Source organism: Mesorhizobium sp. DxT, from assembly GCF_058448885.1.
In genome coordinates, this window is the sequence record NZ_JBZFLJ010000002.1 from 467,069 (window position 1) to 480,936 (window position 13,868).

Here is a 13,868-nt window from a genome sequence, read left to right on the forward strand (position 1 = left end):
CCTGCTGGTTCGTTCCATGATGGATTGACGCTAATGCGCGGCCCTCGGCAAGGCATTGCATCCATTCGAACTGTCCACTTAGCGGACATCGTTAGTGCAGCACGCTGGGCAGCCAGAGAGTCAGCTGCGGGAACAGCGTCAGCAGAAGCAGCCGCGCCAACTCGGCGATCAGGAAGGGCATTATGCCGCGATAGATCGTGCCCAGGCTGATCGATCGATACATCGAATTCAGCACCATGACGTTGATGCCGATCGGAGGCGTCATCATGCCGATCCCGATCACGACGACGTTGATGATGCCCCACCAGACAAGGTCGTAGCCGAAGGACAGGATGAGCGGGATCACAAGCGGCAGCGTGATCACCATCGCGGCGACTTCATCGAAGAACGCGCCGAGGAAGATATAGAGCACCAGCAGCAGCACGAGGATCGCGATAGGCGGGACAGGCAGCCCGGAAATCGCTCCGACCATGAAGGCGGCCGCGCCGGAGACCGCCATGAAATAGGAGAAGATGGTGGCGCCGAAGACCATGATGTAGATCATCGCCGTCCCCGCACTCGCCTCGGCCAGCACGCCGATCAGCGTATTCCATGTGAAGCGACCTTTGGCGACCAGCAGCAGGAATGAGAACACGACGCCGACGGCGGCCGCCTCGTGGACGGTGAAGATGCCAGAATAGATGCCGCCCATGACCACGACGAAGAGGACGATGACGCCCCAGGCCTGACCGGCGGCATGAAGCCGCTGGCGCATGGTGGCGCGCTCGCCGCGCTGTGCGGCTTCGGGGTCCATCGTCAGTTTCACCTGAATGGCGATCATGTAGAAGATGACGGCCAGGGCGGCCGGAACGATCGCTGCCGAAAAGAGGTCGAGTACCGACTGCTCCGTCAGCACGGCATAGAGGATCATCATGCTCGACGGCGGGACGATGATGCCGAGCGTACCGCCGGCTGCGATAGAGCCTGCTGCAAGATCAGGCCGGTAGCCGCGTTCGAGCATCTCGGGCATTGCAACCCGCCCGAACGTCGCCGTGGTTGCCACGCCCGAGCCGCATATCGCGCCGAAGCCGGCGCTCGCCACGATCGTGGTCGACGCCAGCCCGCCGCGCCGGTGGCCGATCAGCGCGTTGGCGAGGTTGTAGACATCGGACGCCAGGCCCGCGGCAGCGGCAAGGCTGCCCATCAGCATGAACAGCGGGATCACCGCGAGGTCGAGATTGGCCATCGCCGAGGCCGGCTCGGTTGCCATCAAGGTGACCGCAGGCCCCCAGCCCACGATCGAGGCAAAGCCGGTGACGCCGACGAGCGCCATCGCCACGCCGATCGGCACGTGAACGACAATCAGCACCATCATCGCGAGGAAGCCCACCAGGGCAATCAGTAGCGGATCCAAGTGATATTCCTTCGCTGGAGGGCGATCAGGTCAGAGGATGGCGTCGCCGCCTGTCGGCTCGGATGGCTCGGCCTCGTCGGGCCCGCCCAGAATGAGAGTGGCGATGTCGGAGATCGTGACCAGAACCTGAACGATGGCGGCGGCGATCATCAACGCGGATGCGGCCATCCACCAAGGCCAGATGGGCCAGCCCAGCACCCAGGTCCGGTCGCCGGTCTCGCGCAGACCTTCCGCGTAAGGCACAAAGCGCCAGGCCATCAGAACGATGAACACGAGCGTGAACAGGCTGGCCACGACGTCGAGCACGCGCCGTGTGCGCGTACCGCCGATCGAGCCGAGGACTTCGACCGAAATGTTCTGCTTCATTGCAAGGTTTGCCGGGATGCACGCGGCGATGACGATGGCCATGACGACGGAACTCACGTCGTTGACGCCGTGGAGCGGCGCGTTGAAAAGCCACCTCAACAGGATGTCGACCGTGGTCATCGCCGCCAGCAGAAGCAGGCCGAAGAAGCCGATGAGCGCAACGACGCGCGCGACGCCCTTGATGCGCCTTTCGATGTTTTCCACGTATTTCCTCCCACCGCGGCGAGAACCGAACGGACAGGCGGACACTCTTGACATGCAGGCGGCTCGTTGCAACGTAGCCCCCGCGATTGTCCGTATCGTGAACATCAGGAGGCCGGCACCATTTCGACTTTCGGCGCAGTTCGCTCCCTGCAGCGTGGACTGGAAGTACTCCAGGCAATCAACTGCAACAACGGGCTGAGGGCAGCCGAAGTCGCCCGCATCGTCGGCATCCCGCGGCCGACCGCATACCGTTTGCTCGAGACCCTGGAGGGGCTGGGTTTTGTGGTGCGCGGCCCGTCGGAGGATGCCTGGCGTCCGACGTTGCAGACCAAGTCGCTCAGCTCCGGATTTCGCGATGAGGACTGGGTGGCGCAGGTTGCAGTGCCGAGAATGATGAAGCTCGGACGCAAGATTCTCTGGCCGCTCGACCTCGTCACCTTTCACGACTACCGCATGGCCATTCGCGAATCGACCCACAACATCAGCCCGTTCTCGGTCGATCACGGCATGGTGGGGCGTGAACTGCCGGTGCTCGAGACTGCCGGCGGGCGGGCGCATCTCGCCTTCGTACCCGGCCAGGAACGTGCGCAGATCATCGAGGGCCTGAGGGAGCGGCTCGGCAGCGACGCGGTCGATTTCCACGACGACGGACCGCTGGACTATATTCTTGCCCGCACATCGGAACTCGGCGTCGGCTTTCGGATCAAGGGCTTCAATGCGCGCACGATGAGCATCTCGGCACCGATCTACAGCGGCGAGCGACCCATCGCCTGCCTCACCATGATCTGGATCGGCACGGCCTTGAAGTTCGACGAGGCGCTAAGGCTTCACAGGGATGCACTCATCTCGACCGCGGCGTCCATCTCGGACGATCTCGCCCGGGTGGCCGCCGAACAGAGCGAAGAGTAGCGATCGAGCTCGGCTCGCAGCCGGTCGGGCGCGAAGGCTGCCGCACAATAGCGGTCCGGACGGATCAGCATGATCTGGTCGCGGTGCGTCAACAGCGGTCTTGCTATGCGCGCGTGGTCCGCGGTGCCTGAACAGGCGTTGGGATCGAAATGCACCTTGCTGAGCGGAAGGCTCATCAGTCGGCTCTGCTGGAGCTGCTCGATGGCGCGCCGGCCGGACTCGTCCTGGGCAACCAGTGCAAAACCTTCACCGAGATGGTCATCGAGAAGCCGTGCATCGCTGCCGATGTGTGGCTGCGGAACCATTTCGCCGACCAAGCTCGCCTCGAATGTCGGCTGGTCGAGGTCGAGGAAAAGGCCGGCATTGTAGCGCGGCTTCGGCTTGAAGCGCATCTGGATCAGGTAGTCGCGCACCCCCGGAAACGGTTCGAGCGCCTTCAGCAGCAAATCGCGGAACTTCAGCTCCTCGCTGCTCGACGGCATGACGAAGCTGCCCATCGTCACCGCGAGAAGGATCATGTCCCAGGCGGGGCCGCGGCGCTCGGCGTCATAGGTGTCGAGCATCGCCGCATCGGCGCCGCCGACCACCGCCGCGATCTTCCAGGCAACGTTATGTGCGTCGCGCAGGCCGGCATTCATGCCTTGTCCCGCGAACGGTGGCGTCAGGTGTGCGGCGTCTCCCATCAGCAGGATGCGCTCATGCCGGAAGCGCTCGGCAATGCGTGCATGGAAGGTGTAGACGGTCTTGCGCAGCACGTCGCGCTCATCGTAGCGCCGGAACGGCTTCAGCAGTTCTGCCAGGAAATCCGGCGTCAGGACCTTTTCGCGATCCTCTCCCGGCAGCACCATGAATTCGTAACGCCGGCCGCCATTGGGTGCCGGCACGCTGACTGCGGGGCGGATGCTGCTGCAGAAGAATTTCGAGAACAGCGAACGGTCGGGATCGTCGCTCATGTCGATGACGATCCAGTCCTGCCGATAGGTGTTGCCGCTGAGCGCGATGCCGAGACGCTCACGGATCGGGCTGCGGCCGCCGTCGCAGGCAAGCACCCACTGGGTTGCAATTCGGTGGCGCTTCCCGTCCGCAGCCTCGACGGTCACCACCGCGCCGTCGGAACTGGTTTCCACGTCCACGACGTTGGATGAAAATCGCAGGCTGCCCGGCGCCTGCTCCTCGAGCCGGTCCCGCAAGGCCGCTTCGAATTCGGGTTGATAGATATACTGGCGCTTGGGGAAGCCGTAGCTCCGCACACCGGCGCCCGTCTCGGCGAAACACGTTCCGTCGTCGGCGAAATACTTGGAGCCGATCGCCGGCGTGGTGTTTGCGATATAGGTCCGATCGAGACCGAACACCTGCATGGTGCGCGCGCCCTCGTCGTCGATCACGATTGCGCGCGGCAGGTTCATGGGGCCGGGCTCGCGGTCGAGGACGATGGCCTCCACGCCATAGGCGGCAAGCAGATTTGCGGCGGTCAGGCCCGTGGGGCCTGCTCCGACAATCACCACCGGAACTTTGGCCGGGTATGTCGACATTGCCAGCGTTCTCCTACCTTCTCCTGACCTAACTCGAGCGACTTAAAGCGCGCGCCCGCAACGCGTCCACGCTCCGCATCCCGCCGTCCGCATCGCGGACAGCTTGCGCCGCGAAGCTGCGCCCGCCGTAGCGAGCGACAGAATGGGCCGTAAGGAAAAGCAGGAGGCCTCCATGACACGCGCCGAAGACACATTGCTCATCACCCAGCTCGTCCAGGCCTGGGGTCTATGGCGCGACCAGGGCCATTGGGATCGACTGGAGGAGACCTTCGCGCGCGACGGCACAATCTCCGTCTCGTGGTTTGCCGGCCTTCATGACGATTTCATCGCGCGTTGCCGTGCGACCCACAAGAAGACCTCGCCGCGCAGCAAGCACCTGATCGGAACACCCTTCGTGCAGGTGGGGGAAGGCAGGGCTCTGGCCGAGACGAGCGTCCAGATTCTAGGTCGCGCCACCTTGTCCGGCGTCACGGTCGACAACACGAGCTACGCCCGCTTCCTCGATCGCCTGATCCGCCAGGACGGCATCTGGCGTATTGCCGAACGCATCGCCATCTATGAGAAGGATCGGCTTGATCCGGTCGTCCCCTCGCCTGCATTCGATCGCTTCATGAACGAGACGGACTTTTTGTCCATCCCCGAAGCCTATCGCTATCTCGGCTACCGGCTCGTCGAAGGCGGCCGCACCTTGCGGCCCGACATCGTCGTCGACGGCTCGCCCGAGGCGGATCGCGTACTCGGCGAAGCGAAAGCCTGGCTCGTGGCCGGCTAGCCGGCCGGCTTGCGGATCGCGGCCTTCCGGTTGCGATAGTGCACCGTCAATTCCAGCGGCATGTCGTTCTCGTCATAGGCGCCGAGCACCACGCCGCGACGCCGTATCGCGGTGCGCATCTCCTGCAGTTGAGCCTCGCTGCGCGTCGTCCGTTGCGATATGCGGCGCGTCCATGCGAACAGGCGTTCGTACATCTCCTCAATGATTGCGGCGTGCTGCTCGCTGTCGCCCAGGTCGTGAAGTTCCTCTGGGTCGGCCTTGAGGTCGAAGAGGATCGGCCGGAACCCGCCTTCGCAGTGGATCAGCTTGTACCGCCTGTCGGCGACCATGAAGATGACCGCCTCGCGCGCACCAACCCCCAATCGCTCGGCGATGGGAGTGGCAGCGTAATCATATTCGCAGATGACGCGGTCGCGATGCGCGCCGTCCGCCTTGCCATGCAGGATGGGCACCAGCGACTTGCCTTCCACGATGTGGCCGACGGCTTGCGGATCGCCCTCCGCGATTTCAAGGAATGTGGGCAACAGGTCGATGCTTTCCACAAGCTCGTCGCACATCGTGCCGCGCGTCGTATCCGCATCGCTGGATGGATCGAAGATGATGAGGGGGATCTTGATCGAGGTGTCGTGAAAGAAGGTCTTTTCGCCCATCCAGTGGTCGCCGAGGAAATCGCCATGATCGGAGGTGAGCACGATCATGGTGTCGTCCATCCGTCCGGTCTGATCCAGCCACTCTATCAACAGGCCGATCTGGTCGTCGCACTGCTTGATGAGGCCCATATAGGCCGGGATCACCGCTTCACGCACCTCGTCGCGGCTGAATGCCTTGCCGACGGGCGACGTCATGAATGCCTTGAGCACGGGATGTGCGTTGTCGAACTCCTCTTTCGTCCGCACGGCTGGCTTGATGTGCGAGGTGTCGTACATCGCGTGATACGGGGCCGGCACGATGTATGGCCAGTGCGGCTTGATGTAGCTGAGATGACATAGCCACGGCGCGGAAGCCTGCTCGATGAACTCCATCGCCCGACGCGTGAGATAAGGCGTTTCGCTGTCGGGCTCCTCGATGTTCGCCGCTTCCGCGGCGTTTTTCATGAACCAGCCGGACAGCACGTTTCCAGCGGCATCCACGCCGGAGTTTGCGTGGTCATGCCAGGGGTTGTCGCCCGCGTAGCCCCGCTCTCGCAGATAATGCGAATAGCGATGCTCATCGGGGTTTTCGAGCGGTCCGTCAGGCCCGATGGCGACCATTCCGTCGTCGCGCTCGAACACGTCGAAACCGCATTCGGCCACACGGGCGCCGATGATGCTATCCGGATCGAGGCCAAGCCGACGCATGCCTTCGGCGTCCGCACGCATATGGGTCTTGCCCACCAGCCAGCAGCCCATGCCGGCCGCCCGCAGATGGTCGCCCATTGTCATTTCACCGACCTTGAGCGGGATGCCGTTCCATGACGCGCCGTGACTGTGGACATAGCGCCCCGTATAGGTCGACATCCGCGAGGGACCACAGATCGGCGATTGCACGTAAGCCCGCGTGAACCGCACTCCGCGCGAAGCCAGCCGGTCGATGTTGGGCGTCTTGAGGTGCGGGTGCCCGTAGCAGCTCAGGTAGTCCCAGCGAAGCTGGTCGAACATGACGAACAGGATGTTCTTCGGCTTCGGCTTCATTTGCGCTCCTCGACCTGGCGTCCATTCGAAACTCGTCGCTCACCGTAATCCGGGAATGCGGCGTCGCGGCAAGGTGAACGATACCAGCCTAGGCCAGGCATCACACCGCGACACCGCGCGGCTGCAACTGTCCGCTCCATGAACACGACGGGCTGGGCAATTGCCTTTGACCTTGCCCGTGGCCTGAATGAACGAACCGTCGGAGGAGCCAATGACTGCAGCAACCTCGCCATCCGTCGTTCGGGACGACGTTCCCGCCTACGACGTAGACATCTATTCCGACGCGGTGATCCGCGACCCTTACCCGCACTACTCCCGCATTCGCGATCTCGGCGCGGCGGTCTGGCTGCCGGCCAACGGCATGTGGGCGATCGGGCGGCACGCCGACGTTCGCGCATGTCTTTCAGACCACGACACGTTTCGTTCCGGCATGGGCGTAGCCGGAAACGACAGGGCCAACGGCATCGCTCCGGGCAACCTGCTCGCTTCCGATCCGCCGCTCCACGAGGAGCTTCGTCGCATCGTCGCCGCGCCGCTCAGCCTGCGCGCCCTCAACGAAGTCAAGGACCGCATCACAAAGACCGCCGACGCCCTCGTCGAGCGCCTCGTGGCGCGGGGCAGCTTCGACGGAATGGCCGATCTTGCCCAGTACCTGCCCGTGTCGATCGTGTCGGAACTGGTCGGCATGCCCGAACACGGCCGGGAAAACATGCTGCGCTGGGCCAGCGCCGTGTTCGACATGCTCGGCGGCGCCAACGAACGCGCGGAGGCCGCCTTTCCCGTGATCACGGAAATGCGCGCCTACACGGTCAACGAGGCGACGCGCGAAAACGTGCGGCCGGGCGGCTGGGTGGCGATGCTCTATGACGCTGCCGACCAAGGCCTCATAAGGCCCGAACAGGTCCAGATGCTGATGCGCGACTATCTCGGACCCAGCCTCGACACGACGATCTATGCGACCGGCCACCTTCTCTACCTGCTCGGCACGAACCCGGACCAATGGGAACGGCTGGTGGAAGAACCCAAGCTCGTTCCCAACGCGATCAACGAGGCGGTCCGGCTGGAATCGCCCATTCGCGGGTTTACCCGGACGGTCGCGGGCGACACGGTCGTCGGCGACGTCGCGATACCGGCTGGCGACCGGGTGCTGATCCTCTATGCCTCTGCGAACAGGGACGAGCGGCAATGGGATCGCCCGGAGAGGTTCGACGTGGGACGCGTCCTGATCGACCATGTCGGTTTCGGCCACGGCATCCACGCCTGCGCTGGTATGCAACTGGCCAGACTGGAAATGCGCTGCATCCTCACGGCAATAGTCGAACGGGTTGCACGCATCGAGGTGGGAGAGCCTGTTCTGGCGATGAACAACGTCCTGAGGGGATATGAGCGGCTGCCGGTACGCTTCTTGAAGCGCTAAAACGAACATCTCGGATTCTGAGCGCCAAGTGTACGCTTCGTTCGGACAAGATGAGGTGCGGCGGGACACAGACCGAGAAGAGATTGCACGCGGACAGCGAAAAAGCCGTGCGCCTCTACGGTGAGGCCGATCCACGGTGGCCGGGCGATCAATGAAGCGGCCAGAATGGCCACGACAAGGACTTCAGGCTGCTCAAGCGCGCAGCAGGCGGACCTTGTGTTCGGGGCCAACGTCGACCAGTTCCGATGGCTCCGGCGGTGAGAACACGTTCGGTGCGGCGCTGCCGTCGGAGCCAAAGCGCCAGCCGGCCGGCGCGGCGGGCTGCGTTGCCCCTGCCGCCAGACCGCCATGCCCCAGCGCGACATCTGGGTCTGGGATCGCGTCGATCAGCCGCCGCGTGTAGGGGTGCTGCGGATTCTCGAAAATTTCCTTCCAGCCGCCCTGCTCGACGATCTGGCTGAAAAACATCACCAGCACCCGGTCGCTCATATGCTCGACCACCGACAGATCGTGCGAGATCATCACATAGGACAGGCCGAACTCTTCCTGCAGATCGAGCAGGAGGTTGATGATCTGCGCGCGGATGGACACGTCCAGCGCCGAGACCGGCTCGTCGAGCACGACGATCTCCGGTTCCAGGATCAGCGCGCGCGCTATACCGATACGCTGCCGCTGGCCGCCTGAGAATTCATGCGGGTAGCGCGTGCCCTGTTCGGGCGTGAGGCCGACGCTCCCGAGCATGGCGGCGATGCGGTCCGTTGCTTCTGAGCCGGTAATCCCGTGAAGTTTCAGCGGCTGCGCCAGCGACGCGTTCACCGTCTGGCGCGGATTAAGGCTGGCATAGGGATCCTGAAAGACCATCTGCGCGGCCTTGGCGCGCGCCATCCGGCTCGGCGCGCCGGGACCTGTAATGGGCTGGCCCTTGAAGCGGATCGTGCCCTCGCTGGGCTCCTGCAGCCCCATGATCGAAAGCGCCGTTGTCGACTTGCCGCAACCGGATTCACCCACAATCGAGAGGCACTCGCCCTTGGCCAGCGAAAAGCTGACACCCGTCACCGCGTAAAGTGTCCGTTTGCCGGTTCCCAGCATGCCACCGCCTGTGATGGGGAAGCGGACGTGCAGATTGTCGACCTCGAGAATTGGTGCGCTCACGCTGGCGCTCCTTCCTCGCGCGGGCTGATGAAGCGCGTTTGAGTGAGCTTTGAGCGGTCGTCGATGATGCTGTCGATATCGACCAGCCGCTGACGGCCATGCGACGAGCGGCTGCCGAGGCGTGGAAGCGCGCCCAGAAGACCGCGCGTGTATTCGTGTCGCGGATCGGCAAACAGCGCCTCGGTCCAGTTCTCCTCAACCAGCGTTCCGGCATACATCACGCCGACGCGCTGGCAGGTCGAGGCGACGACGCCGAGATCGTGGCTGATGAAAAGCACCGCCGTGCCGCGCTCCGTGCAGAGTTCCTTGATCAGCCGCAGAACCTCGGCCTGCACCGTCACGTCGAGCGCGGTGGTCGGTTCGTCGGCGATCAGCAGGTCGGGATCGCAGGCCATCGCCATGGCGATCATCACGCGCTGGCGCAGGCCGCCCGACATCTGGTGTGGATAGTTCTTCGCCCGGCGGTCGGGATTGGGCACCCGCACATTCGCGAGCGCCTCAATCGCCAGCTTCTCTCCCTCCGCCCAAGACTTGCCCTGATGCAGATAGAACATCTCGGCGATCTGCCGCCCCACGGTGACCAGCGGGTTGAGCGCGGTCATCGGTTCCTGGAAGATCATGGCGACGCGATCGCCCCGGAGCTTGCGCATTTCGCGTTTCGAAAGCTTCAGCAGGTCGCGGCCCCGGAACAGGATTTCGCCACCCGTCGCGCGCAATGGTTTCTTCAGAAGTCCCATCGTGGCGAGCGAAGTGACCGACTTGCCGGAACCCGATTCCCCGACGAGGCCGAAAGCCTCACCTGGCATAATCTTGAACGAAACGCCCTGCAGGATCGGATACATCTGCCCGCCCCCGGCGGGCAGGCCGACATGCAGGTCTTTTACTTCGAGAAGCGGATCGGTCATGCCTTGCGCGTCCTCATATGCGGGTCGAGACTGTCGCGCAGGCCGTCGCCGAGCAGGTTGAAGCCCAGCACCGACAGGAAGATCGCGAGCCCGGGGAAGATGGCCACCCATGGAGCGAGCTGGATCATCTCGCGCGCATCCGTCAGCATCGACCCCCAGGACGGGAATGGCGGCTGGATGCCAAGGCCGAGGAAGCTCAGTGCCGCCTCCGAGAGCACCGCGCTGCCCATGCCGAGCGTCGCCATAACCAGGATCGGCCCCATCATGTTGGGCAATATCTGGGTGAACATGATGCGCAGGTCGGAATAGCCGAGCGACTGTGCCGCAAGCACGTAGCCCTGCGACTTGAGCGAGAGCGTTGAGGAGCGCGCGATCCGGCACGTCCAGCTCCAGTTCGTCAGCCCGAGCGCGATCAGCAGCGACACCAGGCCCGGTCCGAGAACGGCCATCACCGCCAGCGCGAAGATCAGCGAAGGTATCGCCAGCATGACGTTGGTCAGGCCGTTGACCAGATCGTCCCACCAGCCGCCCCAGTAGCCGGCGGTCATGCCAAGCGTCACGCCGATCACCGAATTGATGACCTGCGAGACGATGCCGACCGTCAGCGATATCTGCGCGCCGTAAAGGATGCGGGAATAGACGTCCCTACCCTGGCTGTCCGTGCCGAACCAGAACTCGCTGTCCGGCGGGAGCTCGGCATTCATCAGGTTTGCACCCAGAACCGGGTCGAACGGAGCAAGCCAGGGCGCAAGGGCTCCAGCGAGGATCACCACGGCGGTGAGGAACCCTCCGAAGAGGAGATTGAAACCTAGACGCATCGCCGCTTACTCCTGCTTGATGCGTGGGTCGATGGCTGCATAGAGCAGATCGACAAGGGTGTTGATGACCAGGAACCACAGCACGATGACGAGGATCGTGCCCTGAACGACGGGAATATCGCGGATCGCCACGCTGTCGACCAGCAGCGAGCCGATGCCCGGCCATGCAAACAGCTTCTCGATGACGACGGCTTGGCCGATCAGCGAGCCGAACTGCAGCCCCACTGTGGTGATGATCAGCACCAGCGCGTTGCGGGCGACGTGGCGGCGCACCACCGCCGTCTCGCTCATTCCCTTGGCGTGTGCCGTGCGAATGAAGTCCGAATTCATCACATCGAGCACGCCCGCACGCGTCGTGCGCGCCAGGAGCGCGAGCGGCGTCACCCCCAGCGCCATGGCGGGCAGGATGAGGTTGCGGAACGACCCGTCGCCGTAACCGAAGCTCGGCAGCCAGTTCAGATGCAGCGCGAAGAGCAGCATCATCAGCAGGCCCAGCCAGAACTGCGGCAGCGAAAGGCCCGAAACAGCCCCGATCATCGTGACGGTGTCGAGGACCGATCCGGGACGCAGCGCGGCCAGAAAGCCGAGCGGCACACCGATGACGATCGCGAACACCATCGCGGCCGTGGCAAGTTCCAGCGAAGCCCACATCCGCTCGTTGATCATCTGGATCACCGGCAGACGCGTGCGGAACGAGGTGCCCAGATCGAACCGTGCCAAGTCCCAGATATAGGTGAAGAAGCGCTCGTGGAGCGGCTTGTCCAGGCCGAACTGGGCGGTGATCCGGGCAATGAGTTGCGGATCGGCGTTGGTCCGTCCGTCGGAGAACAGACTAGCCGCGAAGCTGCCTGGAACAACACTGAAGATCACGAAGATCAGCAGGGCGACGACGATCACGGTGGGGATGATCTGGAGAATGCGCCGTAGCGCGAAACGTAGCATGGGCGGGTCCCGTCTCAGGCCGCGTCAGGTTGCGGAGTGATGCACACTCGCAAAAGAAGCCGTCCACGAGAAGCATGTCTTCCCGTAGACGGCGCTTTCGGCCTACTTGCGGCTTTCCGGAGCCGTGTCGTCGATCCAGATGTCGTCATAAGGCTGGAGCGCGAGTTCGGTCGCGTTTGGTACCAGCCCGTGCACCCACGGCTGATGGGCCATGACCGCCTTGTTGTAGTTGAAGAACCAGATCGGCGCTTCTTCCTGGATGAAGTTGTTGGCCTGCTTCAAAAGCTCCAACTGCTTGTCCGGGTCCCGCTCGGCACGGGCCGCCTCATAGATCTTGTCGTATTCGGGGTTCGAATAGGCGGTGTAGTTGCAAGCCGACTGCGGCGTCTGCGACCAGAAGCAGCGCATCACCGTCAGCGGGTCCGGCCCGGTCAGGTTCGACCAGATATAGGCCTGGAAATTACCCGACTGCACCGTCGAGCCGAGTGCCGCCGATTCGATCGGACGCGGCCTGACGGTGACGCCTACCTCTGCCAGCATCGGCAGGATGGCCTCGACGATCGGCACGCCCCAGCTTTCGTTCGGTGTTGCGGTGACCTCGAATTCGAAGCCGTCTTCATAGCCGGCTTCCTTCAGCAGCTCCTTGGCCTTCTCCGGATCGTAGGGATAGGGCTTGGCTTCGCTGTCGAAGGCGGGCGATCCCACCGGCAGCCAGCTCGTGGCGCGCACGGCCTTGCCCTTGACCAGGCGCTCGATGATGAGATCCGAGTTGATGGCGTAGTTGATGGCCTGGCGGACGCGCTTGTCCTTGAATGCCTCGACCTGGGTCTGGCTGAAGCCGATATTGCGGGTGAAGGTTTCCGCCACCTCAAGAAGGTTGTCCTTCAGCTCGGGATCCGCCTGGTAGGCCGAATACTGCACCGGGCCGAGGATCGAGACGTCGATCTCCTTGTTGCGGAAGGCCACGTCGCGCGCCGAGCCCTCGGCCATGACGATGATGTTGACCCGGTCGAGATAGGGCCTGCCCTCCTCGTAATAGTCATCGAAGCGCTCGACCACGATCTGCGAGCCGGGAATGTGCTCCTTGAACTTGAAGGCGCCGAGGCCGACAGGGTTGATCGCCTGCTGCTCGAGCGGCACGTCGGAGGGATAGATCGCCGTCGTGGCTTCCATGAGGTTGAAGCCCGGATTGCCCGCCGCGTTCAGCGTGACTTCCAGCGTATTGTCGTCGATCTTCTTGAGGCCCGCGATCTCGGTCGCGGCACCGGAGCCGAATTCCTCGACGCCCTTGATGATGGAGAGGTAGCTCGCGCCCGACAGGGCGTTGGAGGCGGTCGCCAGACGCTCATAGGTGAAGATGAAGTCGTCGGCGGTCAGCGGCTTGCCGTTGTGGAAGACCGCGTTCTTCTTGAGATGATAGGTGTAGGTGGTGCCATCGTCGGAGACATCGACCGAATCCGCCAGCTCAAGCACCGGCTTGTTTGCGTTGGAATCCCACGAATACAGGCTGCGATGGATCGCAAAGGTGAGGAACTGTTCCTGGATATTGGGGCTGGAATGGGTATCCAGCGTCGAGAATGCCGAGCCGTAGGGCGCCGTGAAGTTGAACGTGCCGCCATGTCGCGGCTCATCTGCCGACCAGGCCAGCGTCGCAGTGCCGAGGCTTAGAACCGCGGCTAATGAAAGTGTCTTGAACATCGTTCTTTCTCTCCTCTGGTGGCGCGCCATTCCTTACGCTCGGGCGCGATTATCGTTGTTTGTCGTAACCTCCTCAGGCAACGGCCCGCG

At 63.4% G+C, this 13,868-nt stretch carries 12 protein-coding genes; 3 read left to right on the forward strand and 9 right to left on the reverse strand.

Going from position 1 to position 13,868, the window contains the following annotated elements; genetic code table 11:
• Positions 1 to 91: 91 nt before the first annotated feature.
• Together ACVJNE_RS06350 and ACVJNE_RS06355 are read right to left on the reverse strand one after the other, a co-directional pair.
• Positions 92 to 1,393 (reverse strand): TRAP transporter large permease, encoded by a 1,302-nt coding sequence (locus ACVJNE_RS06350; RefSeq protein WP_368804527.1) that lies wholly within the window; start codon positions 1,391 to 1,393, stop codon positions 92 to 94.
• A 30-nt stretch (positions 1,394 to 1,423) separates the two neighbouring features.
• Positions 1,424 to 1,963 carry a TRAP transporter small permease gene (locus tag ACVJNE_RS06355; RefSeq protein WP_499563941.1) on the reverse strand — a complete coding sequence of 180 codons (540 nt, stop codon included), beginning with the start codon at positions 1,961 to 1,963 and terminating at the stop codon, positions 1,424 to 1,426.
• A 66-nt stretch (positions 1,964 to 2,029) separates the two neighbouring features.
• Here ACVJNE_RS06355 and ACVJNE_RS06360 point away from each other — a divergent pair, with 66 nt between their 5' ends.
• Positions 2,030 to 2,872 (forward strand): helix-turn-helix domain-containing protein, encoded by an 843-nt coding sequence (locus ACVJNE_RS06360; protein ID WP_379012929.1) that lies wholly within the window; start codon positions 2,030 to 2,032, stop codon positions 2,870 to 2,872.
• Here ACVJNE_RS06360 and ACVJNE_RS06365 read toward each other — a convergent pair.
• Positions 2,791 to 4,404: a bifunctional 3-(3-hydroxy-phenyl)propionate/3-hydroxycinnamic acid hydroxylase gene (locus tag ACVJNE_RS06365; protein WP_499563943.1), complete on the reverse strand. Its 1,614-nt coding sequence runs from the start codon at positions 4,402 to 4,404 to the stop codon at positions 2,791 to 2,793. The genes ACVJNE_RS06360 and ACVJNE_RS06365 overlap by 82 nt on opposite strands.
• A 172-nt stretch (positions 4,405 to 4,576) precedes the next feature.
• Here ACVJNE_RS06365 and ACVJNE_RS06370 point away from each other — a divergent pair, with 172 nt between their 5' ends.
• Positions 4,577 to 5,176, forward strand: coding sequence for a nuclear transport factor 2 family protein (locus ACVJNE_RS06370; protein ID WP_499563945.1), 600 nt, complete (start codon positions 4,577 to 4,579; stop codon positions 5,174 to 5,176).
• Here ACVJNE_RS06370 and ACVJNE_RS06375 read toward each other — a convergent pair.
• Entirely contained in the window at positions 5,173 to 6,846 is a 1,674-nt protein-coding gene (locus ACVJNE_RS06375; RefSeq protein ID WP_499563947.1) for a sulfatase-like hydrolase/transferase, read from the reverse strand. The genes ACVJNE_RS06370 and ACVJNE_RS06375 overlap by 4 nt on opposite strands.
• Before the next feature lie 211 nt (positions 6,847 to 7,057).
• Here ACVJNE_RS06375 and ACVJNE_RS06380 point away from each other — a divergent pair, with 211 nt between their 5' ends.
• Positions 7,058 to 8,263, forward strand: coding sequence for a cytochrome P450 (locus tag ACVJNE_RS06380; RefSeq protein ID WP_499563949.1), 1,206 nt, complete (start codon positions 7,058 to 7,060; stop codon positions 8,261 to 8,263).
• Between the two features lie 192 nt (positions 8,264 to 8,455).
• On the opposite strand, the gene ACVJNE_RS06385 is transcribed toward ACVJNE_RS06380, so the two are convergent.
• From ACVJNE_RS06385 to ACVJNE_RS06405, 5 genes are all read right to left on the reverse strand, one after another.
• Positions 8,456 to 9,415: an ABC transporter ATP-binding protein gene (locus tag ACVJNE_RS06385; RefSeq protein WP_379014097.1), complete on the reverse strand. Its 960-nt coding sequence runs from the start codon at positions 9,413 to 9,415 to the stop codon at positions 8,456 to 8,458.
• The gene (locus ACVJNE_RS06390) at positions 9,412 to 10,320 is read right to left on the reverse strand and encodes an ABC transporter ATP-binding protein (protein ID WP_499563951.1); all 909 of its coding nucleotides are present in this window, start codon (positions 10,318 to 10,320) and stop codon (positions 9,412 to 9,414) included. The genes ACVJNE_RS06385 and ACVJNE_RS06390 overlap by 4 nt, the downstream gene beginning before the upstream one ends.
• Positions 10,317 to 11,138, reverse strand: a complete 822-nt coding sequence (locus ACVJNE_RS06395; protein WP_173188926.1) for an ABC transporter permease — start codon at positions 11,136 to 11,138, stop codon at positions 10,317 to 10,319. The genes ACVJNE_RS06390 and ACVJNE_RS06395 overlap by 4 nt, the downstream gene beginning before the upstream one ends.
• A 6-nt stretch (positions 11,139 to 11,144) precedes the next feature.
• Positions 11,145 to 12,080 carry an ABC transporter permease gene (locus ACVJNE_RS06400; protein ID WP_173188924.1) on the reverse strand — a complete coding sequence of 312 codons (936 nt, stop codon included), beginning with the start codon at positions 12,078 to 12,080 and terminating at the stop codon, positions 11,145 to 11,147.
• A gap of 102 nt (positions 12,081 to 12,182) precedes the next feature.
• A complete protein-coding gene (locus tag ACVJNE_RS06405; protein ID WP_421927780.1) occupies positions 12,183 to 13,778 on the reverse strand; it encodes an ABC transporter substrate-binding protein in 1,596 nt (531 codons plus the stop codon).
• Positions 13,779 to 13,868: the final 90 nt, after the last annotated feature.

What these genes read in the sequence shown, in the direction of transcription:
- ACVJNE_RS06365 (WP_499563943.1), bottom strand. Translation starts at nt 4,404, where the DNA reads ATGTCGACATACCCGGCCAAAGTTCCGGTGGTGATTGTCGGAGCAGGC.
- ACVJNE_RS06370 (WP_499563945.1), top strand. Translation starts at nt 4,577, where the DNA reads ATGACACGCGCCGAAGACACATTGCTCATCACCCAGCTCGTCCAGGCC.
- ACVJNE_RS06375 (WP_499563947.1), bottom strand. Translation starts at nt 6,846, where the DNA reads ATGAAGCCGAAGCCGAAGAACATCCTGTTCGTCATGTTCGACCAGCTT.
- ACVJNE_RS06380 (WP_499563949.1), top strand. Translation starts at nt 7,058, where the DNA reads ATGACTGCAGCAACCTCGCCATCCGTCGTTCGGGACGACGTTCCCGCC.
- ACVJNE_RS06390 (WP_499563951.1), bottom strand. Translation starts at nt 10,320, where the DNA reads ATGACCGATCCGCTTCTCGAAGTAAAAGACCTGCATGTCGGCCTGCCC.
- ACVJNE_RS06395 (WP_173188926.1), bottom strand. Translation starts at nt 11,138, where the DNA reads ATGCGTCTAGGTTTCAATCTCCTCTTCGGAGGGTTCCTCACCGCCGTG.
- ACVJNE_RS06400 (WP_173188924.1), bottom strand. Translation starts at nt 12,080, where the DNA reads ATGCTACGTTTCGCGCTACGGCGCATTCTCCAGATCATCCCCACCGTG.
- ACVJNE_RS06405 (WP_421927780.1), bottom strand. Translation starts at nt 13,778, where the DNA reads ATGTTCAAGACACTTTCATTAGCCGCGGTTCTAAGCCTCGGCACTGCG.